This is a genomic window from Pseudomonas mucidolens (genome assembly GCF_900106045.1).
Classification (GTDB): domain Bacteria; phylum Pseudomonadota; class Gammaproteobacteria; order Pseudomonadales; family Pseudomonadaceae; genus Aquipseudomonas; species Aquipseudomonas mucidolens.
On the sequence record NZ_LT629802.1, the window covers coordinates 3,524,598 to 3,546,162 of the forward strand.

Here is a 21,565-nt window from a genome sequence, read left to right on the forward strand (position 1 = left end):
AGGATTGGACGAGCACCGTAGATCCAAATGTGGGAGGGGGCTTGCTCCCGATGGCGGCGTGTCAGTCAACAGAGTCATTGGCTGATCCACCGCCATCGGGAGCAAGCCCCCTCCCACATTGGGTTCCGTGTCCGGTGGATTATTTCAGGACGATCAGGCGGTTGGGCAACTCATTGCGCGCATGCGTCACCGGCACATGCTCCTTGAGCAGTTCGCCACAGGCCTCGATGCACGTGATAAATCCCGCCAACGTCTGCCCCTGTTTCACCTGCTGGGTAAACGTCTTGACAATGGCATCCCAACGGCTGTCATCCAGCCGTTGGGAAATCCCGTCATCCACCAGGATTTCCACATACCGTTCGGCTTCGCTGACAAAAATCAGCAGGCCGGTACTGCCGACGGTGTGGTGCAGATTTTGCTCCAGGAACTGCCGGCGCGCCAGGTTTGACGCCCGCCAATGCCGCACGCTGCGCGGGATCAGTCGGGTGGTGATCGACGGCAGCCGGAACAGCAGGCACAACACAATGAACGTCGCCCATTAGGTCAATAGCAAGGTGTGCATGCTCAGCCAGCCAAGCAGGTAATGCACGATTCCCGGCACCACCAGCGCCACCACACTGGCCCACAACAAGGGAATGTAGGCGTAGTCGTCGGCACGGGCCGCCAGCACGGTCACCAGCTCCGCGTCGGTCTGTTGCTCGACCCTGGCGATCGCTTCGGCGACCTGGCGTTGCTCGTGTTCACTCAGTAATGCCATGGTTGTAGTTGCTCGATAGTTATTGTCATTACCAGCCGCCCGAAGCTCCGCCACCGCCGAAACCACCGCCGCCGCCGCTGAATCCGCCGCCACCGCCACCGCCCCCATCACCGCCACCGCCACGGCCGCTACTGCTGAGAATGGCCAGCAAAATGGCGCCCACCGGCAGGCCCATGCGATTGCACAACCACAACACCACCAGCAGCAGAATGAACAGACCGATGGAGAACACCGGGTTGTTGCTGGCAAAGTCGGGATCAGCGACATGGGCAGGCACCGCGAGCGGTTCACCGCCCACTACCTGCAGCATGGCGGCAACGCCATCACTGATGCCCTTGCTGAAATTCCCCGCCTTGAACGCCGGCGTGATCACCTGATTGATGATCACCCAGGACTGCGCATCGGTGAGTACGCCTTCCAGGCCGTAGCCGACTTCGATGCGCAACTTGCGCTCATCGCGGGCGACGATCAGCAGTGCGCCATTGTCCTTGCCCTTTTGGCCGATGCCCCAGTGTCGTCCCAACTGATAACCGAAATCCTCGATCGGCAATCCTTGCAGGTCCGGCACCGTGACCACCACGATCTGATCGCCGGTGGTTTGCTCCAGCGCCTGCAATTGCTGGCTCAGGCGCTCACGCACCGCCGGCTCGATCATCTGCGCGTTATCGACCACCCGCCCGGTCAAGGCCGGGAAGTCCAGGGCGGCCTGGGCAGTCAGGCACCAGGACAGCAGTAACGCCGCCAGCCACCAAGCGCGCCGGCCCATCAGAATTTCACTTGCGGCGCTTTATCGGCATCGGCACTGGTAGCCTCGAAGTTGGCGCGGATCGGCAAATCGCTGTACATCACGCTGTGCCACAGACGACCAGGAAAGGTCCGAATCTCGGTATTGAACGCCTGCACCGCAGCGATAAAGTCACGACGCGCGACGCTGATACGGTTTTCGGTGCCTTCAAGCTGCGATTGCAGGGCCAGGAAGTTCTGGTTGGCCTTCAGGTCCGGATAACGCTCGGAAACCACCATCAGACGGCTGAGGGCACCGCTCAAACCCTCCTGGGCTTGCTGGAACTGCTTGAGTTTTTCCGGGTTGTCGAGGGTGCTGGCGTCCACCTGGATCGAGGTGGCCTTGGCCCGCGCTTCGATCACCGCAGTAAGGGTGTCCTGCTCGTGGGCAGCGTAGCCCTTGACCACTTCCACCAGGTTGGGGATCAGGTCGGCGCGTCGTTGATACTGGTTCTGCACCTGGGCCCAGGCCGCCTTGACCTGCTCGTCCAGGGTCGGAATCTTGTTGATGCCACAACCGCTCAGCACGGTGCTGATCAGTAACAGAGCTGCTGCTTTCCAGCCCCATCGAAGAGTATGTGCTGCTTGCATGGTGTTTCTCCTGCCCAATCCTATGGAATTTGATGACTGACCCTATATATCGCGCTCCTGGGGCATAATCCGCCATCACTGGATTGCATTGAGCCAATCAGCTAAAAGATGCCCAGCGCGATAGAGAGTTCAGAAGTGTGCTGCATTTATCCGAATAACACCCGAACAACAATAGCCGTTCCCAACATTTTGGCCGAGTAGCGTTCCGCTTGAACGCTGCACAGGGCGCCCAAAAAAGGATATTCATGAAGAAGCTGTGTTTGCTGGGCCTTGTTGCCACTCTGGCCAGTTACCCCGTTATCGCCGAGACCAGGCCCACTGCGCTTAAAGACAAGGACGCCTTCGTCAGCGATCTGCTCAGGCAAATGACCCTCGATGAAAAGATCGGCCAGTTGCGCCTGATCAGCATCGGCCCGGAAATGCCCCGCGAGATGATCCGCAAGGAAATTGCCGCCGGTCGCATTGGCGGTACCTTCAACTCCATCACCCGCGCGGAAAACCGTCCGATGCAGGACGCGGCCATGCGCAGCCGGTTGAAGATCCCGATGTTTTTCGCCTATGACGTGATTCACGGTCATCGGACGATTTTCCCTATCAGCCTGGCGCTGGCGTCGAGCTGGGACATGGACGCCATCGCTCGCTCCGGGCGCATCGCCGCCAAGGAAGCCGCCGCCGACGGCCTCGACATTACCTTTGCGCCAATGGTCGATATCTCCCGCGACCCGCGCTGGGGCCGCACCTCCGAAGGCTTTGGCGAGGACACCTATCTGGTGTCGCGCATCAGCGAAGTAATGGTCAAGGCCTTTCAGGGCCCAAGCCCGGCCCAGGCCGACAGCCTGATGGCCAGCGTCAAGCACTTCGCCCTGTATGGCGCGGTGGAAGGCGGTCGCGACTACAACGTGGTCGACATGAGCCTGGTGAAAATGTACCAGGATTACCTGCCGCCCTACCACGCGGCGATCAAGGCCGGTTCCGGCAGCGTGATGGTGGCGTTGAACTCGATCAACGGCATCCCGGCCACCGCCAACACCTGGTTGATGCACGACCTGCTGCGCAAGGAATGGGGTTTCAAAGGCCTGACCGTCAGCGATCACGGCGCGATCTTCGAGCTGATCAACCACGGCGTGGCCAAGGATGGGCGTGAAGCGGCCAAGCTGGCGATCAAGGCCGGTATCGACATGAGCATGAACGACCAGCTGTACGACAAGGAACTGCCCGGTCTGCTCAAATCCGGCGAAATCGAACAGAGCGACATCGACAACGCCGTGCGCGAAGTGCTGGGCGCCAAATACGACATGGGCCTGTTCGCCGACCCGTATCTGCGTATCGGCAAGGCTGCAGATGATCCGGCCGACACCTATGCCGAGAGTCGCCTGCACCGCAGCGAAGCGCGGGACATTGCGCGGCGCAGCCTGGTATTGCTGAAAAACCAGAATGACACTCTGCCGCTGAACAAATCCGCGACCATCGCGCTGGTGGGCCCGCTGGCCAAGGCGCCTATCGACATGATGGGCAGCTGGGCCGCCGCCGGCCGGCCCGATCAGTCGGTGACCCTGCTGGACGGCATGAGCCACGCCATCGGCACGAACGGCAAGGTGATCTACGCCCGTGGCGCCAACATCACCGACGACAAGGCCGTGGTGAACTACCTGAACTTCCTCAACTTCGACGCGCCGGAAGTGGTGGACGATCCGCGCTCGGCCCAGGCGATGATCGACGAAGCGGTGAAGGCTGCCAGGCAGGCTGACGTGGTGGTGGCCGCCGTGGGCGAATCTCGTGGCATGTCCCATGAATCCTCCAGCCGTACCGACCTGAACATCCCGCAAAGCCAGCGCGACCTGATCAAGGCGTTGAAGGCGACCGGCAAACCGCTGGTGCTGGTGTTGATGAACGGTCGTCCGCTGTCGATCCTTGAAGAAAACCAACAAGCCGATGCGATCCTGGAAACCTGGTTTGCCGGTACCGAAGGCGGCAACGCGATTGCCGATGTGCTGTTCGGTGACTACAACCCGTCGGGCAAACTGCCGATCACCTTCCCGCGCTCGGTGGGCCAGATTCCGACCTACTACAACCACCTGACCATTGGCCGGCCGTTCACGCCGGGCAAACCGGGCAACTACACCTCGCAGTATTTCGACGACACCACCGGACCGCTGTATCCGTTCGGTTATGGCTTGAGCTACACCACGTTCAGCCTGTCGGACATGGCGCTGTCGTCCACCACCCTGAACAAGACCGGCAAGCTTGAGGCCAGCGTCACCCTGAAAAACACTGGCAAGGTCGAGGGCGAAAGCGTGGTTCAGCTGTACATCCAGGACGTGACCGGCTCGATGATCCGGCCGATCAAGGAGTTGAAGAACTTCCAGAAGATCCTGCTCAAGGCCGGCGAGTCGCGGGTGGTACGCTTTACCATCACCGAGGATGATCTGAAGTTCTACAACACCCAGCTCAAGTTCGCCGCGGAACCGGGCGAGTTCAATGTGCAGATCGGGCTGGACTCGCAGGATGTGCAGCAGCAGAGCTTCGAGTTGCTCTGATCGCCACTGGCGAGATGCAATGTGCAGCTGTCGAGTCCCGGCGAGGCTGCGTCGACGGTGTATCTGACACACCGCGGACGCAGCCTCGCTGACGCTCGACAGCGGCTACGCAACATCAGCCCCGTCGGTTCAGCAGGTTGACCACTAACCGATCAAGCCAGCCCCACATCCGCTGCTTCACCCGGCGCCACAGCGGCCGGGCCTTCCACGTCTCCAGGCTGACCAACTGGCTCTGGGCAAAATCGCGCTCGAAACTGTCCACCACCGCCAGCGTCAACGCGGGATCCAAGGCTTCCAGATTAGCCTCCAGGTTAAAGCGCAAATTCCAGTGATCGAAGTTGCACGAACCGATGCTCACCCAATCGTCCACCAGGACCATTTTCAAGTGCAGGAAACACGGTTGGTACTCGAAGACTTTCACCCCGGACTTGAGCAGGCGCGGGTAATAGCGGTGCCCGGCATAACGCACCGAAGGGTGATCGGTACGGGGGCCGGTAAGCAGCAGGCGCACATCGACACCGCGTCCGGCGGCACGGCGCAGGGCCCGGCGTACGCTCCAGGTCGGCAGGAAATACGGCGTAGCCAACCAGATACGGCGCTGACCGCTGTGCAATGCGCGAGTCAATGACTGCAGGATGTCGCGATGCTGCGCCGCGTCGGCATACGCCACCCGACCCAGCCCTGGTCCCATCGCCGGCAGTTTGGGCAGGCGTGGCAGACCAAAATGGGTGTCCGGTTTCCAAGCGCGCCGCTCATCGTTGACCAGCCATTGGCGGTCGAACAAGGCTTGCCAGTCCTGCACCAGCGGGCCGCTGATTTGCACCATCACTTCATGCCAGTCGCAGGTGTCGTGCCCGGGGTTCCAGAACTCATCGGTAACCCCGGTGCCACCCACGACAGCGACACTCTGATCGATCAACAGCACTTTGCGGTGATCACGGTAGAGGTTGCGCATCCCACGGCGCCAGCGCAGGCGATTGTAGAAGCGCAGTTCGACACCGGCATCGATCAAGCGCCGCCGCAAGCTGAGGGTAAACGCCAGGCTGCCGTAATCATCGAACAGGCACCGTACCCGCACACCGCGCTCGGCCGCCTGCACCAGCGCCTGGACCATTGCCTCGGCACAAGCGCCCGCCTCCACCAGATACATCTCAAGTTCTACCTGACGCTCGGCCCGGGCGATGCCCACCAGCATCTGCGGGAAAAAGCTCGCTCCGTCGATCAATAGTTCGAACTGATTGGCGCTGCGCCAGGGAAACACCGCGCCTTTCATATCAGCGAGCCGTGAAAATCAGCACCGCGCCCACCGGCACCGACAAGCTGATGGTTTCCAGGCCTGCCAGTTTGCGCAGGGCCGTGACGCCGGGCAGCAGGTCAAAGTCGACGGCGTTCAGTACCAACGGTTCCAGGGTCACTACCTGGAAACGCCGGTCGTCCAGGCGGGTCGCCAGCAGTTCGGCGTTATAGATTTTAGTCTTGCCGTGCAGCGTCACGCTCAACGGCAAGACCAACTCCAATTGCGCGCCGGAGGCCAGGTCGTTGATCGGTTGCAGGTTGATCTGCGCTTTGATCAAGGCGTCGGGAAATGTCTTGATCTCGAACAATTGATTGCGCATACGCTCGTCGCGCAAGGGAATGCCGCTGTTGACCGATTCCAGCTCGACTTCCAACTGCGCCGCGCCTTTGCCGTCAACCTTGCCGTGCAGGACCAGGAAGCGGTGGACTTCGCTGATGTGGGTGTTTTTGGTAGTCACGAATGACAGGCGTGAGGACTCGTTATCCAGGTACCACGCCGCTTGCGCGGGTACGGCAACGGCGGCCAGCAGTACGAGGACCAGGGGTTTGAACAGAGCAGCGTTGAACATAAAAACTCGCGGGGCGAAAAACCTGGGCGAACAGTAGCAAAGACCTCCTGCAGGAGCGAGCTTGCTGGTGAAGAACGTTAGCGGCAAGCCGGCCTGCCTGGGTCAACGCGGCGTCTTTGGGTTTTCGCGAGCAAATCGGCTCCGACAAAAAAGCAATCTGGCGCTGGGGACGGCGTAGCGCGCAACGGGTTAAGCCTCACTGTGCTGTTAGTTCAGCAGGTTTTTCCTAAGTCACTCCCAGAAAAGTCCGACTGTACTTTTGATAACCACATACTCAGGTTTATAGCGTGATAACCGCACGCTTACTGATTGTCATGGGTTGATTACTCGATGTTCGTTCTCACCGAAGTAACAAGAGGGTATCCGCCTGTCTTCCCTGACGCGCAACGTATCGGCCTGCCCGATCATCCAATCCTGAAATCCGCGCAAGCGGTCTCATCGTAGTTGGGGCTGGTTCTACTGCGGCAGGCGAGTGGTGCATGATTGGACTTTGTTGGTCAGGGTGAACGTTGGCATCGCAGTAATGCTGAACTTGATCGAGAACCCCCAACCCTGTGGAGCCTCAGTGGAACAACCGACAACCCTGACGCTCACCCAACCATTGCGCGCTGTGGGTACGGCCCAATCCGCTGGCTGTCACTACACGCTTTTGCGGGTTGTCGGCGAAGGCGCTGGTGGGCACGTATTGCTTCACATATCCCTGGCAATAGTCGGCCGGTAGGCCTTGTACATAGCGGCAGGAGCAGTATTCCTTGGCGGTGTAGGCGCCAATGATGTCGGGGAAGGCGTGCAGGTTGAGGCGCTCATGCCAGATCCAGCCCAGCAGGACGAGCAGCAACAGGAGCAAGACGCTGCTGAGCGGACGGCGGCGGATCATGGCTGTACCTGTCGAGCCACCGCGGCCAGTACGCGCTTGAGCAATTCGTTGTGGCGATAGCTGCCGTCGCGGTCATCGGCGTAGCGCACGATCACCAGGCCTTCGTCGGGCAGGACATACAGCGCCTGACCCCAATGGCCGAGGGCGGCGAAGGTGTCGGCCGGGGCATCTGGCCAGGCCCGTGCTGCGCCTCGGGCACCACGGTTAAGCCACCAATGACCGCCGGGGACCGCTTCATCCTGGCCGGCCTGGTAGTGCTCAAAAGGTTGGCGGTTGAAGTCCACCCACGCCTTGGGCAATAGTTGCCGCTCGCCCCAACGTCCGTCCCGTGCCATTAGCAGGCCGACGCGTGCCAGGTCGCGCGCGCTGAGGTAAGCGTAGGACGAAGCGACAAAGGTTTCGTTGGCATCACTTTCCCAGGTCGCGCTGCGAATGCCCAGAGGCGTGAACAACGCCGCCCAGGGATAGTCGACATAACCCTTGGGGCCGAGCATGCCTTTGAGCGCGGCGGACACTAGATTGCTGTCGCCACTGGAGTAGCGAAACACCTGGCCGGGGGCGCTGAAGGACTCGGTGTTGGCAGCAAATTCCGCCATATCGGCGCGGCCGCGAGTATAGAGCATGGCCACCACTGAGGATTTCAGCGGGGCATATTCGTAGTCTTCCTGCCAGTCCAGACCAGAGGCCCAGTGCAGTAAGTCAGCCAGGGTAATGTCCGGGTGTTGCTTCATCGGCGGATAAAAACGAGCGACCGGATCGCTCAACTTGAAACGTTCCTCGCCATAAGCCACGCCCAATACCGTGGCCATCAGGCTTTTGCTGATGGACCAGGTCAGGTGCGGCGTGCTGGCGGTGACCGGCGCGGCGTAGCGCTCATAGATTATCTGACCGTCACCAATCACCAACAGAGCGTCGGTGCGGATACCTTCACGGGTAACCTCGTTTCGAGGCGCGAAAGCATAGTCTTCCAGTGCCTTGACGGCGGGACCGGACAATTGCGGGCCCTGGGACCAATCCTTTGTCGGCCAGGCTTCGGCGAATACCGTAGCGGTGAAGAGCAGCAAGGCAACGCACAATAGACCTTTGACCATGAACGAGGACTCGTGGGCATTCAAGCCGGCGAGCCTAGTCGAGACAGATGACGGTTTGGCGACAGATTCAGTGAGGTGTCGGGCTCAAGGCTCTTTCCAGGCGCTTGGCCCGTGCCGTAGCGGCCAGGTCCAGAACACCTTGGTCACGCTGCCACATCACAGCCCATGGCCCGCTACCCATGGCTTGATTGATCTGCGCTTTCAGCGCCTCGAACTGGGCAAACAATCCTCCCAGCAACACATGCCCCGCCGCCGATGCCGTTGGCTGGCGACTGACTTCAGCGCAACCGGCCAGCAACGCCAGGAGCTGCAGTTGCACGCTGCGAGGCCAGGTGCATTCCTGAGCAATGCCCTGCAGCCAGGCGGTCATGGCGCTGAGCACATAGATGTCTTCAAGCGTGCGGAAGGGTTTGACGTAATCGTCCCAGCCATCCCCCGGCAAGCGTTCGCACAAGGCATGATCAAGCTGCACACGACCATGGCTGATGTCGGGCATCAATGGTATGGCGGGCAACGCTTCCAGGCGCACGCCGCAATCGCCGGCCAGTACCACCGCCAGGCTCAGGCGCGGCTTTTCATCCGGCGCTTCGCAGCGAGCGGCCACCAGCAACCAGGCGGCCGCGTCGCCAGCCGTCACGAAGTCCTTGCGACCGGTCAGGCGCAGATCGTCCAGGCGCGTTTGCATGTCCAGCGGACGCAGGCTGCGCTGTTCAGTCGCACACAAGGCGCCCAGGCTGTGGGGCGCGCTGGGCCAGAGCGCACGTAATGCCGCCTGATAACCCACCAGAAAAGCCAGTCCTGGGGTGGGCATCAGGCGCGCGCCCTGTACCGCCAACTCAAAGGGCGTGACCGACCCCAATTGTTGCAACAAAGCACCATAGCCCTCGGCCAAGTCGGGATGGGCAGGCAGTCGGTCGGGGCGTTTGAGCAAAGCGTGCCAAGGCATGGTGGGCTCCTCAAGGGGCTGTCATCTAAGCGTCACCGTAGATTCATGGAGATGACACCGGGGGTACATAGCCTGACTTTGCACAACAAAGTCGACTGGCCGCAACCCTGGCCGGCACCTGGAGACTCGCCATGACTCAGATCGCCCGCATCAGCGACACCGGCAATGAACGCCGCCTGCAAGCCGAACGCCTGATCGGCGCCCAGGCTTTGCAGGAAGCCCAAGCCTTGCGTTTCACCGTTTTCAGTGGCGAGTTCAATGCCAAGCTGAAAGGCGCGGAACAAGGCTTGGACATGGATGACTATGATGTTCACTGCAGCCACATTGGCGTACGGGACTTGAACACCGGTCGATTGGTGGCCACCACCCGCCTGCTGGATCATCAGGCGGCCAGCACCCTGGGCCGATTCTACAGTGAAGAAGAGTTCAGCCTCCACGGTCTGCTGCATTTGCAGGGGCCCATCCTGGAAATCGGCCGTACCTGCGTCGACCCGGCCTACCGCAACGGCGGCACCATCGCCGTGCTGTGGGGAGAATTGGCCGAAGTCCTCAACCAGGGCGGCTACAGCTACCTGATGGGTTGTGCGAGCATCCCGATGCACGACGGCGGCATCCAGGCCCACGCGATCATGCAACGCCTGCGCGAACGCTATCTGTGCAACGAGCACCTGCGAGCCGAACCGAAAAAACCGCTGCCGAGCCTGGACTTGCCGTCCAACGTCATCGCGGAAATGCCGCCGCTGCTAAAAGCCTATATGCGCTTGGGCGCAAAAATCTGCGGCGAACCGTGCTGGGACGAAGATTTCCAGGTGGCCGACGTGTTCATTCTACTCAAGCGTGACGAGCTGTGCCCACGCTACGCCCGCCACTTCAAGGCAGCCATGTGATGAATCGTCTTCGGGTCTACGGGCGAATCGCCCGCGTGCTGTTGGTAGTCGCCCTGGGCTTGAGCATGGCGACCGTATTCGGCCTGTTTGAACGCATGGGGTTTGCCAACTCGATGATCCGGCGCCAGCGCTGGTCACGTTTTTTCATGTCCCGGTTGACCAACGCCCTGCCCTTTCGCGTCAGCGTTCACGGCGAGCTGCCACAACAGCCGATGCTGTGGGTAAGCAACCACGTTTCATGGACGGATATTCCGTTGCTGGGCATGATCACGCCGATGTCGTTCCTGTCCAAGGCTGAAGTGCGTACGTGGCCGGTCGCCGGTTGGCTGGCGGCGAAAGCGGGCAGTTTGTTTATCCGCCGTGGCGCGGGTGACAGCCAATTGATCCGCAAGCAGATGACCCGCCACCTGGAACAACAGCACCCGCTGCTGATGTTCCCCGAAGGCACCACCACCGATGGCCGCACCTTGCGCACCTTTCACGGTCGACTGCTGGCCAGTGCAATTGACGCCGAGGTGTCGTTGCAACCGGTGGCGATTCGTTATTTGCGCGATGGGCAGATTGATCCACTGGCGCCGTTTATTGGCGACGATGATTTGCTCTCGCATTTGATGCGCTTGTTTGGCAATGATCAGGGCGATGTTGAAATTCATCTGCTCAAGCCAATTGCCTGCGCCGGTCAAGAACGCGCGGCGCTGGCGTATCAGGCGCAGCAGGCGGTGCAAAAGGCGTTGTTTGGGCCATTGCCGGAAACACAACAGATGCCTGGTCGGCCGGCGTTCGCAGCCTGAAGCGGGCACGATTCAAAATGTGGGAGCGAGCAAGCCCGCTCCCACCGTTTCAGATATCAACGGTCAGTTGGGCTTGTGCAAACTTCTGCAACTGGGGGTAGAACAGCCGAAAGTCTTCACTCAGCGGTTCATATAACACCTGTAACTCCTGCATGGCATGGCCCAGCTCCCCAGGCTGTGTCAGACGCCGAGAGATCCCGCGCAACACCTGTTCCATCACCGCAAAGTCACGGTACGACCCCAGCCAATCATCCGCCGCCATATAAGGTGCGATCTGCGCCAGCCTTCCGGGCAGTTGCGGTTCGGCGGCCAACACCCGATAGACCTGCGAGGTAAAACGCTCCAACGGCTGATCGGCATACATCGCCCAATCACGCGCCAGGCAATGGTCAAAAAACACATCCAGGACAATCCCCGCATAGCGCCGCCGGGTCAGGCTGAAGCGTGACAGCGCCGCCCCGACCAGCAGATGACTGTCGGTAAAGCGGTCGATCGAGCGATGCAACTGAATCGCCGACTCGATTTGCGGGTCGTACTGGCCTTGCAGGCGGCCTTTGACGAAGTCGCCATAGAGGCTACCCAGCAATTGAGCAGGAAGTTGGCCGCCGAGGTGCAAATGTGCGAGATAATTCATGGCGCGCAGTTTAACACTGCCACCAACGCATCGTTATAACCCGATATACCGATTTATTCGAGCATAAGACCAAAATCATATTTGTATATCGGGATACAACGATTTAAAGTTCGCCTCATCGCGATATAACGCTACATCGACACCGAGCACGCCCATGTCCATTGACCTCGACGAAATAATAAAAGCCCTGGCACACCCAGTACGGCGAGACATCCTCAACTGGCTGAAAGATCCGAAAGTGCAGTTCCCCGAACAGCTCCACAACCACGAATACGGTATCTGCGCCGGCCAGATCGACCAGCGCTGCGGGCTGTCGCAGTCCACCGTTTCGGCGCACCTGGCAACGCTGCAACGAGCAGGGTTGATCAGCAGCCAGAAAGCCGGCCAATGGCACTTTTTTCGACGCAATGAAGACGTGATCCAGGCAGTCATCCAAGCCATCACCGAAGAACTCAGCCCTGCGCTGTAAAGGACCCGAAGATGCCCCTCTCGCTACTCATACTGGCCTTGAGCGCCTTCGCCATCGGCACCACCGAGTTTGTCATCATGGGCTTGCTGCCTGATGTGGCAGCCGACCTCGGTGTGTCGATTCCCGGCGCTGGCTGGCTGGTGACCGGTTACGCCCTGGGCGTGGCCATTGGAGCGCCCTTCATGGCACTGGCCACCGCCAGATTGCCACGCAAGGCCGCTCTGGTAGCGTTAATGGGTATTTTCATCATTGGCAACCTGCTCTGCGCCCTGGCCAGTGACTACGACGTGCTGATGTTTGCCCGTGTGGTGACTGCACTGTGCCACGGTGCATTCTTCGGGATCGGTTCGGTGGTGGCCGCCAATCTGGTGCCGGCCAACAAGCGCGCTTCAGCCGTGGCGCTGATGTTCACCGGTTTGACCCTGGCCAATGTGCTCGGCGTGCCGCTGGGTACCGCGCTGGGCCAGGAAGCCGGCTGGCGCTCGACCTTCTGGGCCGTGACCGTGATTGGCGTAATTGCCCTGATTGGCCTGATTCGCTTTTTGCCGGCCAAGCGTGACGAAGAGAAACTCGACATGCGCGCCGAACTGGCAGCGCTCAAGGGCGCCGGGATCTGGTTGTCGTTGAGCATGACCGCGCTGTTCGCCGCGTCGATGTTCACCCTCTTCACCTACGTGGCGCCGTTGCTTGGGGATGTCACCGGCATTTCGCCAAAAGGCGTGACCTGGACCCTATTACTGATCGGCCTGGGCCTGACCGTGGGCAACATTATCGGCGGCAAGCTCGCGGACAAGCGCCTGGCGGCCACGCTGATCGGCGTATTCATCAGCATGGCGGTGGTTTCCACCGCACTGAGCTGGACCAGCATCGCGATTATCCCGACTGAAATCACCCTGTTCCTTTGGGCCACCGCCTCGTTTGCCGCCGTGCCTGCGCTGCAGATCAACGTGGTGACCTTCGGCAAGGCCGCACCCAACCTGGTGTCGACCCTGAACATCGGTGCGTTCAACATCGGCAACGCCTTGGGTGCCTGGGTCGGCGGCAGCGTCATCGCCCACGGCTTCGGCCTGACCAGTGTGCCGTTGGCAGCCGCTTTCCTCGCGATCCTGGCGCTGATAGTCACGCTGATTACCTTCCGTCAGGGCGGTAATGCCGACCTGGCCCCCGCCACAAACTGATCATCTCAACAGACGAGTATTTGCTATGACGACTATTTTCGACCCGATCAAACTCGGTGACCTGGAGCTGGCGAACCGTATCATCATGGCGCCGCTGACTCGTTGCCGCGCGGATGCCGGTCGGGTACCCAATGCATTGATGGCTGAATACTACGTACAGCGCGCCTCCGCTGGCCTGATCCTCAGCGAAGCCACTTCAGTGACGCCGATGGGTGTCGGCTATCCGGACACTCCGGGCATCTGGTCCAACGACCAGGTGCGTGGCTGGGCCAATATCACCAAGGCAGTGCACGGTGCGGGCGGCAAGATTTTCCTGCAATTGTGGCATGTGGGCCGTATCTCCCATGAGTCATACCTGGACGGCGAAACGCCGGTGGCGCCAAGCGCGATCCAACCGGCTGGCCACGTTAGTCTGGTGCGCCCGCTCTCCGACTACCCGACACCGCGCGCACTGGAAACGGCTGAAATCGCCGACATCGTCGACGCTTACCGCGTCGGCGCCGAAAACGCCAAGGCCGCCGGTTTCGATGGCGTGGAAATCCACGGCGCCAACGGCTATCTGCTTGACCAGTTCCTGCAAAGCAGTACCAACCAGCGTACCGATAACTACGGCGGCTCCCTTGAGAACCGTGCGCGCCTGTTGCTGGAAGTGACTGACGCGGTGATTGAAGTCTGGGGACCAGGCCGCGTGGGTATGCATTTGGCGCCACGCGCCGACTCCCATGACATGGGCGACGACAACCTGGCGGAAACCTTTACCTACGTCGCCCGCGAACTGGGCAAGCGCGGTATCGCGTTCATCTGCTCCCGCGAGAAGGAGGCTGACGACAGCCTCGGCCCACAACTGAAGGCAGCATTCGGCGGCCCCTACATTGCCAACGAACGGTTCACCAAGGACAGCGCCAACGCTTGGCTGGCCTCAGGCAAGGCCGACGCCGTGGCCTTCGGCATCCCATTCATCGCCAACCCGGACTTGCTGGCACGCCTGAAGGCAGACGCGCCGCTCAACGCGCCGCACCCAGAAACCTTCTACGGCAAAGGCCCGGTCGGCTACATCGACTACCCAACGCTCGCGCTCTGACCTGCTTCCCCTGTAGGAGCAAGCTTGCTCGCGAAGAGCGTTAACGATAACGCCGCGCATCGGCTTTATCGCCGCGCGCTCAATTCTTCGCGAGCAAGAGCCAGGCGCTCCCTCACGCCAACAAAAAACAAAAGCCCGGTTCGTGAGAACCGGGGCTTTTTTGTTCAGGACGGGAAACATTCATTCACAGCAATGCAACAATATCGCTACAAAATACTTAGCCGACTACCTTTCAACCTCGCGCCCACGCGTATATAAACTCATCCCATTTAATCAACTGAAAGGACGATTGACGGTCTTTGGTCTTTACTGTTGACACAAATTGACTGAAATGTGCATTTTGTCTTAATTGCGCAAACTTGGGCTCAAGCGCAGCATGTCCAGCCCGGTATCGACCCAACGCTCAGCCTCCTGGTGCAACTCAAAGCTGTCAGGCACCAGCAACCATTGGCCGAGAATACCGTTGATATAGGCATGCAGGGTCACCGCTGCCCGAACCGTATCGAGATTTTCCGGGAGCTGCCCGCGCAGGACCGCATTATGCAAGGTCAGCCCGATGCGCAGACTGCATTCGAGGCTGGCGGTCTGGCGTTGACGACGCAGATCACACATTTCATCGGTGAATTCGCACTTATGAAACAAAATCTCATTAATGCGTCGAGTCTTCGGGTCCAGGGCTACTTGATGGAACAAATGAATCAGCAGCTTGCGCATGCACCCCAGCGGATCGACTTCATCTTCGCTTTCACTGGCCCTGGCCAATTCGTCCAGCGGTTCGTGCAACGTATCGAGCATCGCCTGAACCAGGTCGGCTTTATTGCTGAAATGCCAGTAGATCGCACCGCGCGTGACGCCCGCCAACGCCGCGATATCCGCCAGCGTAGTACGCGCCACACCGCGTTCGTAGAAGGCTTGCTCGGCGGCTTCAAGTATTTGGCTACGCGTTTCCTGAGCTTCCTCTTTGGTACGACGAACCATGGCAGTAACACCTCAATCAGGACACTGGCGGTGGTCGATAACCACCTTCTGAATAATTATGGGACGACGCCGTCAGGGGCACCGAACGTAATAGAATTGAAGCTTTTAGCGGTGCTTTGTAAGGAATCCGCGAAACCTGTCAAGAGTTTACAAACAACCATGAACGTAAGTATATTGCGTAGCAAGCTACTTATCCACTCAATGCCTGTTTTTTACCCTTCCACACTTCTTGTGCGCATTCAGCGCGCCTGACCCGAGGATCTTCATGCAACTTAAGCCAGCTGTTACCGCTCTGGTCACTGCCGTCGCCCTGGCATCGCTGCTCAGCGGATGTAAAAAGGAAGAAGCGGCTCCGCCCGCTCAAACCCCTCAGGTCGGCGTGGTCACCCTTCAACCTCAAGCCTATACCCTGACTACCGAGTTGCCGGGACGCACCACTGCGTACCGCATCGCGGAAGTTCGCCCTCAGGTCAACGGCATCATTCTCAAGCGTCTGTTCAAGGAAGGCAGCGACGTCAAGGAAGGCCAGCAGCTCTATCAGATCGATCCGTCGGTCTATGAAGCCACCTTGAAAAGCGCCCAGGCCAGCCTGCAACAGACCAAGTCGATTGCCGACCGCTACAAGCAGTTGGTCGACGAGCAGGCCGTCAGCCGTCAGGAGTACGACACGGCCGTCTCCAACCGCATGACCGCAGAAGCCAATTTGCAAACCGCGCAGATCAATGTGCGCTACACCAAAGTGTTCGCGCCGATTTCCGGGCGTATCGGTCGCTCTGCGGTCACCCAGGGCGCCCTGGTCAGCAACGGCCAGGCCGACGCCATGGCAGTGATCCAGCAACTGGACCCGATCTACATCGACGTCACGCAGTCTTCCACCGAGATGCTGAAACTGCGTCGTGACCTGGAAAGCGGTCAACTGCAGAAATCCGGCGACAATGCCGCCATGGTCAAGCTGACCCTGGAAGACGGCAGCGAGTACGCGCAGCCAGGCAAGTTGGAGTTCTCCGAAGTCTCGGTCGACCAGACCACCGGTTCCGTGACCCTGCGCGCCGTGTTCCCCAACCCTGATCACATCCTGCTGCCGGGCATGTTTGTCCATGCCCAGCTGCAAGCCGGCGTGAACAGCAAGGCGATTCTGGCCCCGCAACAGGGCGTGACCCGCGACATCAGGGGCATCCCCACCGCGCTGGTGGTCAACGCGGACAACAAGGTTGAACAGCGTGATCTGGTTGCCAACCGTACCGTCGGCGCCTACTGGCTGGTTGAAAAAGGCTTGAAGGCTGGCGACCGCGTGATCACTGAAGGCTTGCAGTTCGTCAAACCGGGCATCGCGGTTGAAGTGAAGGACGCCACCAACGCCAAGCCCGCCGGTACTGCTCCTGCCGCCGCTGGCAAAGGGGAGTAATTCATGTCGAAGTTTTTTATCGACCGCCCCATTTTCGCTTGGGTAATTTCCCTGGTGATCATGCTGGTCGGCGCTCTATCGATCCTCAAATTACCCATCAACCAATACCCGGCCATTGCGCCAACGGCCATTGATATCCAGGCCACCTACCCAGGCGCTTCCGCACAGACCGTGCAGGACACCGTGGTGCAGGTTATCGAGCAACAGCTCAACGGTATCGACAACTTGCGTTATGTCTCCTCGGAAAGTAACTCCGACGGCAGCATGACCATCACCGCGACGTTCAATCAGGGTACCAACCCGGACATCGCCCAGGTCCAGGTGCAGAACAAGCTGAACCTGGCGACCCCATTGCTGCCGCAAGAAGTGCAGCAACAGGGGATCCGCGTGACCAAGTCGGTGAAGAACTTCCTGATGGTGATTGGCCTGGTGTCCGAAGACGGCTCCATGAACAAGGATGACCTGTCCAACTACATCGTTTCCAATATCCAGGACCCGATTTCCCGGACCTCCGGCGTGGGCGACTTCCAGGTCTTCGGTTCTCAGTACGCCATGCGTATCTGGCTGGATCCGGCCAAGTTGAACAACTTCCAGATGACCCCGGTGGATGTCAGCAACGCCGTCCAGGCGCAGAACGTGCAGGTGGCCACCGGCCAACTGGGCGGCCTGCCTGCCCTGCCCGGCACACAGTTGAACGCGACCATCATCGGCAAGACCCGCCTGCAAACCGCCGAACAGTTTGAAAAGATTCTGCTGCGCGTGAATGCCGACGGCTCCCAGGTACGCCTGAGCGATGTGGCCCGTGTCGAACTGGGCGGCCAGAACTACAGCATCAGTGCGCAGTTCAACGGCAAGCCGGCTTCCGGCATGGCGATCAAGCTGGCATCCGGCGCCAACGCCCTGGACACCGCCAAGGCCATCCGTGAAACGGTTGCGTCCCTCGAACCGTTCTTCCCGCCGGGCATGAAAGCTGTGGTCCCGTATGACACCACCCCGGTAGTGACCGAATCGATTTCCGGGGTAGTGCATACCTTGATCGAGGCGATCGTCCTGGTGTTCCTGGTGATGTACCTGTTCCTGCAGAACTTCCGCGCCACCATCATCACCACCATGACGGTGCCGGTGGTATTGCTGGGTACCTTCGGGATCCTCGCGGCCTTCGGTTTCACCATCAATACCCTGACCATGTTCGGCATGATCCTGGCCATCGGCCTGCTGGTGGACGATGCGATCGTGGTGGTGGAGAACGTCGAACGGGTAATGGCCGAGGAGCACTTGTCGCCGAAAGAGGCGACAGTCAAATCCATGAGCCAGATCCAGGGCGCTTTGGTCGGTATTGCCCTGGTGCTGTCGGCGGTACTGCTGCCAATGGCGTTCTTCGGCGGTTCCACGGGGGTCATCTATAAACAGTTCTCCATCACCATTGTTTCGGCGATGGGGCTGTCGGTTCTGGTTGCACTGATCTTCACCCCGGCCTTGTGCGCCACCATGCTCAAGCCGATCGATCCCGAGAAGCACGGCCAACCCAAGCGTGGTTTCTTCGGCTGGTTCAACCGCTCCTTCGATCGTGGCGTACTGAGCTACGAACGCGGCGTGGGCAACATGATCAAGCACAAGGCGCCTTCGTTCCTGGTGTACCTGATCATCTTCGCCGGCATGATCTGGCTGTTCACCCGCATTCCGAGCGCGTTCCTGCCCGAGGAAGACCAGGGCGTGATCTTCGCCCAGGTGCAGACACCGGTTGGCTCTTCGGCCGAACGGACCCAGACGGTCATCGACAACATGCGTGCCTACCTGTTGAACGACAAGGAAGGCGAGCCGGGCGAAGGCAAGGCCGTGAGCTCGGTGTTTACCGTGAACGGTTTCAACTTTGCCGGTCGCGGCCAGAGTTCGGGCCTGGCGTTCGTCATGCTCAAACCTTGGGATGAGCGCGATGCCTCGACGTCGGTGTTTGAAGTGGCCAAGCGTGCGCAAGGCTACTTTTCCCAGACCTTCAAGGACGCCATGGTGTTCGCCATCGTGCCGCCATCGGTTCTGGAACTGGGTAACGCCACCGGTTTTGACGTGTTCCTGCAGGACCAGGGCGGTGTCGGCCATGACAAGCTCATGCAGGCCCGCAACCAGTTCCTGGGCATGGCCTCGCAAAGCAAGATCCTGGCAGGCGTTCGTCCCAATGGCGTCAACGATGAGCCGCAGTACGAGCTGACCATTGACGACGAGAAAGCCAGCGCGCAGGGCGTCAGCCTCGCCAGCATCAACCAGACCCTGGCGATCGCACTGGGTGGTAGCTACATCAACGACTTCATCGACCGTGGTCGGGTGAAGAAGGTCTATATCCAGGGTGAAGTCGCCAGCCGGATGACGCCTGAAGACCTGACGAAATGGTTCGTACGCAGCGACGACGGAAAGATGGTGCCACTGTCGGCCATCGCCTCCGGCGACTGGATCTTCGGTTCACCGAAACTCTCGCGGTACAACGGTGTAGCGGCGATGGAAATCCTCGGCACCCCGGCACCGGGCTACAGTACCGGTGACGCGATGGCGGAAGTCGAGCGGATCGCCAAGCAATTGCCGGCGGGCATCGGCTACGCCTGGACCGGTTTGTCGTATGAAGAACGCCTGTCCGGTTCCCAGGCGCCTGCGTTGTACGCCCTGTCGCTGCTGGTGGTATTCCTCTGCCTGGCCGCGCTGTACGAAAGCTGGTCGATCCCGATTGCGGTGGTGCTGGTTGTACCGCTGGGCGTCATCGGGGCCCTGATGGCTACCAGCCTGAGGGGACTGTCCAACGACGTGTTCTTCCAGGTGGGGCTGTTGGTGACCGTAGGCCTGGCCTCGAAGAACGCCATTCTGATCGTGGAATTCGCCAAGGAACTCCACGAACAGGGCAAAGGCATCGTCGAGGCGGCGATCGAGGCATCTCGCATGCGTCTGCGCCCGATCATCATGACGTCGATGGCGTTCATCCTCGGCGTACTGCCGCTGGCGATCTCCTCGGGCGCAGGTTCAGGTAGCCAACACGCCATCGGTACCGGCGTAATTGGCGGTATGATCACCGCAACCGTCCTCGCGGTCTTCTGGGTGCCATTGTTCTTCGTCACCGTGTCATCCATCGGCAGCCGCAAGAAGACCGCCAAGTCCGACACACCGCAAACTCCTAAAGAGGCTGGCTAATGCGCAAGTCGCTACTTTCCCTGGCAGTCACGGCCATTGTGCTCAGTGGCTGCTCGCTGATCCCTGACTATCAGCAGCCTGAAGCGCCGGTTGCCGCCCAGTTCCCGCAGGGGCCGGCTTACTCGTCCGCCCAGGCGCCGAGCCAGGCTGCCGCCGAGCAAGGCTGGAAGCAGTTTTTCCACGACCCTGCCCTGCAGCAATTGATTCAGGTCGCGCTGGTCAACAACCGCGACCTGCGCGTCGCGGCCCTGAACATTGACGCGTTTGCGGCGCAGTACCGCATCCAGCGCGCCGACCTGTTCCCGGCCGTCTCGGCCAATGGCAGCGGCAATCGCCAGCGGGTTCCGGCACGTGCTTCGCAAACCGGCGAAGCGGGCATCACCAGCTCGTACTCGGCAACACTGGGGATCAACTCCTATGAGTTGGACCTGTTCGGCCGTGTTCGCAGCCTGAGCGAAGAAGCGCTGCAAAGGTACTTCGCGACCGAAGAAGCTCGCCGCAGCACACAGATCAGTCTGGTTGCCAGCGTGGCTAACGCCTACCTGACCTGGCAGGCCGACAAGGAGCTGCTGAAGCTGACCCAGGACACCTTGGACACGTTCGAGCAGAGCTACAAGCTCACCTCCCGCAGCAATGAAGTCGGCGTGGCCTCGGCCCTGGACTTGAGTCAGGCACGGACCTCGGTCGAGAGCGCGCGCGTCCAACTGGCACGCTACACCCGCCAGGTAGCTCAAGACGAAAACAACCTGACGATGTTGCTGGGCACCAGCCTGCCGGCGAATATCGCCAGCAAGCCACTGTCCGACGACCTGTTGAGCGAAGTACCCGCCGGCCTGCCTTCGGACCTGTTGCAACGTCGCCCGGACATCCTGCAAGCCGAATACAACCTCAAGGCCGCCAACGCCAATATCGGCGCGGCCCGTGCGGCGTTCTTCCCGAGCATCAGCCTAACGGCCAATGCCGGTACGCTGAGCCCGGATCTTGGAGGTCTGTTCAAAGGCGGTTCGGGCACCTGGTCGTTTGCCCCGCAGATCAACATTCCGATCTTCAACGCCGGTAGCCTGCGCGCAAGCCTGGATTACTCGAAGATTCAGAAAGAGATCAACGTCGCGAACTACGAGAAAGCGATTCAGACTGCATTCCAGGAAGTCTCCGACGGCCTGGCCGCAAGAGCGACCTACAACCAACAGTTGCAGGCCCAGCGTGATTTCGTCGAGGCCAACCAGGATTACCACCGTCTGGCCGAGCGCCGCTACCGCATTGGGGTCGACAGCAACCTGACCTTCCTCGATGCCCAGCGCCAGTTGTTCAGTGCCCAGCAAACGCTGATCACCGACCGCCTGGCACAGTTGACCAGCGAAGTGACCTTGTACAAGGCCTTGGGTGGTGGCTGGAATGAGCAAACGGCGCAGAACCAGCCGCCGAAGAAGCAAGAAGCACCAGAACTGAAGTTGTTCTGACCGCAACCCTCAAGCCCTCCTTCGCTGCATTTGCAGTGAGGGGGGCTTGTCCTGTGGCGAGGGG

At 60.2% G+C, this 21,565-nt stretch carries 18 protein-coding genes and 1 pseudogene; 9 read left to right on the forward strand and 10 right to left on the reverse strand.

The features are described 5' to 3' along the window. Nucleotides 1-139: 139 nt before the first annotated feature. The 3 genes and pseudogenes from BLU75_RS16270 to BLU75_RS16280 form a co-directional block, all read right to left on the reverse strand. A pseudogene (locus BLU75_RS16270) lies at nucleotides 140-757 on the reverse strand (TPM domain-containing protein). Between the two features lie 28 nt (nucleotides 758-785). Then, entirely contained in the window at nucleotides 786-1,523 is a 738-nt protein-coding gene (locus BLU75_RS16275) for a TPM domain-containing protein (protein WP_084376991.1), read from the reverse strand. Further along, nucleotides 1,523-2,131, reverse strand: a complete 609-nt coding sequence (locus BLU75_RS16280) for a LemA family protein (RefSeq protein WP_084376993.1) — start codon at nucleotides 2,129-2,131, stop codon at nucleotides 1,523-1,525. Before BLU75_RS16280 ends, BLU75_RS16275 begins: the two co-directional genes overlap by 1 nt. Before the next feature lie 245 nt (nucleotides 2,132-2,376). Here BLU75_RS16280 and bglX point away from each other — a divergent pair, with 245 nt between their 5' ends. Continuing rightward, nucleotides 2,377-4,668 carry a beta-glucosidase BglX gene (gene bglX, locus BLU75_RS16285; RefSeq protein ID WP_084376995.1) on the forward strand — a complete coding sequence of 764 codons (2,292 nt, stop codon included), beginning with the start codon at nucleotides 2,377-2,379 and terminating at the stop codon, nucleotides 4,666-4,668. Between the two features lie 115 nt (nucleotides 4,669-4,783). Here bglX and BLU75_RS16290 read toward each other — a convergent pair whose 3' ends face one another. The 5 genes from BLU75_RS16290 to BLU75_RS16310 all read right to left on the reverse strand — a co-directional run bounded on the left by BLU75_RS16290 (nucleotide 4,784) and on the right by BLU75_RS16310 (nucleotide 9,447). Then, complete coding sequence (locus BLU75_RS16290; RefSeq protein ID WP_084376997.1) at nucleotides 4,784-5,941, reverse strand: phospholipase D-like domain-containing protein; 1,158 nt, start codon at nucleotides 5,939-5,941, stop codon at nucleotides 4,784-4,786. A 1-nt stretch (nucleotide 5,942) separates the two neighbouring features. Further along, complete coding sequence (locus BLU75_RS16295; protein ID WP_084377000.1) at nucleotides 5,943-6,533, reverse strand: YceI family protein; 591 nt, start codon at nucleotides 6,531-6,533, stop codon at nucleotides 5,943-5,945. A 562-nt stretch (nucleotides 6,534-7,095) separates the two neighbouring features. Then, nucleotides 7,096-7,410, reverse strand: a complete 315-nt coding sequence (locus tag BLU75_RS16300; protein ID WP_084377002.1) for an amidase — start codon at nucleotides 7,408-7,410, stop codon at nucleotides 7,096-7,098. Then, the gene (locus BLU75_RS16305) at nucleotides 7,407-8,501 is read right to left on the reverse strand and encodes a serine hydrolase domain-containing protein (RefSeq protein WP_084377004.1); all 1,095 of its coding nucleotides are present in this window, start codon (nucleotides 8,499-8,501) and stop codon (nucleotides 7,407-7,409) included. Before BLU75_RS16305 ends, BLU75_RS16300 begins: the two co-directional genes overlap by 4 nt. A 67-nt stretch (nucleotides 8,502-8,568) precedes the next feature. Then, nucleotides 8,569-9,447: an acyl-CoA dehydrogenase middle domain-containing protein gene (locus tag BLU75_RS16310; protein ID WP_084377006.1), complete on the reverse strand. Its 879-nt coding sequence runs from the start codon at nucleotides 9,445-9,447 to the stop codon at nucleotides 8,569-8,571. Between the two features lie 131 nt (nucleotides 9,448-9,578). Between BLU75_RS16310 and olsB the strand changes: the two genes are divergently transcribed. Both olsB and BLU75_RS16320 read left to right on the forward strand, forming a co-directional pair. Next, complete coding sequence (olsB, locus tag BLU75_RS16315; protein ID WP_084377008.1) at nucleotides 9,579-10,334, forward strand: L-ornithine N(alpha)-acyltransferase; 756 nt, start codon at nucleotides 9,579-9,581, stop codon at nucleotides 10,332-10,334. After that, nucleotides 10,334-11,125 carry a lysophospholipid acyltransferase family protein gene (locus BLU75_RS16320; RefSeq protein ID WP_084377010.1) on the forward strand — a complete coding sequence of 264 codons (792 nt, stop codon included), beginning with the start codon at nucleotides 10,334-10,336 and terminating at the stop codon, nucleotides 11,123-11,125. Before olsB ends, BLU75_RS16320 begins: the two co-directional genes overlap by 1 nt. A 49-nt stretch (nucleotides 11,126-11,174) precedes the next feature. On the opposite strand, the gene BLU75_RS16325 is transcribed toward BLU75_RS16320, so the two are convergent. Further along, nucleotides 11,175-11,759 carry an acyl carrier protein phosphodiesterase gene (locus BLU75_RS16325; RefSeq protein ID WP_084377012.1) on the reverse strand — a complete coding sequence of 195 codons (585 nt, stop codon included), beginning with the start codon at nucleotides 11,757-11,759 and terminating at the stop codon, nucleotides 11,175-11,177. Nucleotides 11,760-11,913: 154 nt separating this feature from the next. Between BLU75_RS16325 and BLU75_RS16330 the strand changes: the two genes are divergently transcribed. The 3 genes from BLU75_RS16330 to BLU75_RS16340 are packed head-to-tail and all read left to right on the forward strand — an operon-like array spanning nucleotide 11,914 to nucleotide 14,487. Beyond that, nucleotides 11,914-12,228: an ArsR/SmtB family transcription factor gene (locus BLU75_RS16330; protein WP_090221508.1), complete on the forward strand. Its 315-nt coding sequence runs from the start codon at nucleotides 11,914-11,916 to the stop codon at nucleotides 12,226-12,228. Between the two features lie 11 nt (nucleotides 12,229-12,239). Beyond that, nucleotides 12,240-13,406, forward strand: a complete 1,167-nt coding sequence (locus BLU75_RS16335; protein ID WP_084377016.1) for an MFS transporter — start codon at nucleotides 12,240-12,242, stop codon at nucleotides 13,404-13,406. A 25-nt stretch (nucleotides 13,407-13,431) separates the two neighbouring features. After that, the gene (locus tag BLU75_RS16340; RefSeq protein WP_084377018.1) at nucleotides 13,432-14,487 is read left to right on the forward strand and encodes an alkene reductase; all 1,056 of its coding nucleotides are present in this window, start codon (nucleotides 13,432-13,434) and stop codon (nucleotides 14,485-14,487) included. A gap of 345 nt (nucleotides 14,488-14,832) precedes the next feature. Here the strand turns inward: BLU75_RS16340 and emhR are convergent, their stop codons facing one another. Next, entirely contained in the window at nucleotides 14,833-15,465 is a 633-nt protein-coding gene (emhR, locus tag BLU75_RS16345; protein WP_084377020.1) for an efflux system transcriptional repressor EmhR, read from the reverse strand. 265 nt (nucleotides 15,466-15,730) lie between these two features. Between emhR and BLU75_RS16350 the strand changes: the two genes are divergently transcribed. Genes BLU75_RS16350 through adeC form a run of 3 tightly spaced genes read left to right on the forward strand, consistent with a single transcriptional unit; the run spans nucleotide 15,731 to nucleotide 21,501 of the window. Next, nucleotides 15,731-16,870 carry an efflux RND transporter periplasmic adaptor subunit gene (locus BLU75_RS16350; RefSeq protein WP_084377022.1) on the forward strand — a complete coding sequence of 380 codons (1,140 nt, stop codon included), beginning with the start codon at nucleotides 15,731-15,733 and terminating at the stop codon, nucleotides 16,868-16,870. Nucleotides 16,871-16,873: 3 nt separating this feature from the next. Beyond that, nucleotides 16,874-20,041 carry an efflux RND transporter permease subunit gene (locus BLU75_RS16355; RefSeq protein WP_084377024.1) on the forward strand — a complete coding sequence of 1,056 codons (3,168 nt, stop codon included), beginning with the start codon at nucleotides 16,874-16,876 and terminating at the stop codon, nucleotides 20,039-20,041. Beyond that, nucleotides 20,041-21,501 carry an AdeC/AdeK/OprM family multidrug efflux complex outer membrane factor gene (gene adeC, locus BLU75_RS16360; protein WP_084377026.1) on the forward strand — a complete coding sequence of 487 codons (1,461 nt, stop codon included), beginning with the start codon at nucleotides 20,041-20,043 and terminating at the stop codon, nucleotides 21,499-21,501. Before BLU75_RS16355 ends, adeC begins: the two co-directional genes overlap by 1 nt. Nucleotides 21,502-21,565: the final 64 nt, after the last annotated feature.

Excerpts from the sequence above, each read along its gene's own strand:
- BLU75_RS16355 (WP_084377024.1), top strand. The coding sequence starts at position 16,874 with ATGTCGAAGTTTTTTATCGACCGCCCCATTTTCGCTTGGGTAATTTCC.
- emhR (WP_084377020.1), bottom strand. The coding sequence starts at position 15,465 with ATGGTTCGTCGTACCAAAGAGGAAGCTCAGGAAACGCGTAGCCAAATA.
- BLU75_RS16340 (WP_084377018.1), top strand. The coding sequence starts at position 13,432 with ATGACGACTATTTTCGACCCGATCAAACTCGGTGACCTGGAGCTGGCG.
- bglX (WP_084376995.1), top strand. The coding sequence starts at position 2,377 with ATGAAGAAGCTGTGTTTGCTGGGCCTTGTTGCCACTCTGGCCAGTTAC.
- BLU75_RS16280 (WP_084376993.1), bottom strand. The coding sequence starts at position 2,131 with ATGCAAGCAGCACATACTCTTCGATGGGGCTGGAAAGCAGCAGCTCTG.
- BLU75_RS16350 (WP_084377022.1), top strand. The coding sequence starts at position 15,731 with ATGCAACTTAAGCCAGCTGTTACCGCTCTGGTCACTGCCGTCGCCCTG.
- adeC (WP_084377026.1), top strand. The coding sequence starts at position 20,041 with ATGCGCAAGTCGCTACTTTCCCTGGCAGTCACGGCCATTGTGCTCAGT.
- BLU75_RS16325 (WP_084377012.1), bottom strand. The coding sequence starts at position 11,759 with ATGAATTATCTCGCACATTTGCACCTCGGCGGCCAACTTCCTGCTCAA.
- BLU75_RS16310 (WP_084377006.1), bottom strand. The coding sequence starts at position 9,447 with ATGCCTTGGCACGCTTTGCTCAAACGCCCCGACCGACTGCCTGCCCAT.
- BLU75_RS16290 (WP_084376997.1), bottom strand. The coding sequence starts at position 5,941 with ATGAAAGGCGCGGTGTTTCCCTGGCGCAGCGCCAATCAGTTCGAACTA.
- BLU75_RS16275 (WP_084376991.1), bottom strand. The coding sequence starts at position 1,523 with ATGGGCCGGCGCGCTTGGTGGCTGGCGGCGTTACTGCTGTCCTGGTGC.
- BLU75_RS16320 (WP_084377010.1), top strand. The coding sequence starts at position 10,334 with ATGAATCGTCTTCGGGTCTACGGGCGAATCGCCCGCGTGCTGTTGGTA.
- olsB (WP_084377008.1), top strand. The coding sequence starts at position 9,579 with ATGACTCAGATCGCCCGCATCAGCGACACCGGCAATGAACGCCGCCTG.
- BLU75_RS16295 (WP_084377000.1), bottom strand. The coding sequence starts at position 6,533 with ATGTTCAACGCTGCTCTGTTCAAACCCCTGGTCCTCGTACTGCTGGCC.
- BLU75_RS16330 (WP_090221508.1), top strand. The coding sequence starts at position 11,914 with ATGTCCATTGACCTCGACGAAATAATAAAAGCCCTGGCACACCCAGTA.
- BLU75_RS16335 (WP_084377016.1), top strand. The coding sequence starts at position 12,240 with ATGCCCCTCTCGCTACTCATACTGGCCTTGAGCGCCTTCGCCATCGGC.
- BLU75_RS16305 (WP_084377004.1), bottom strand. The coding sequence starts at position 8,501 with ATGGTCAAAGGTCTATTGTGCGTTGCCTTGCTGCTCTTCACCGCTACG.
- BLU75_RS16300 (WP_084377002.1), bottom strand. The coding sequence starts at position 7,410 with ATGATCCGCCGCCGTCCGCTCAGCAGCGTCTTGCTCCTGTTGCTGCTC.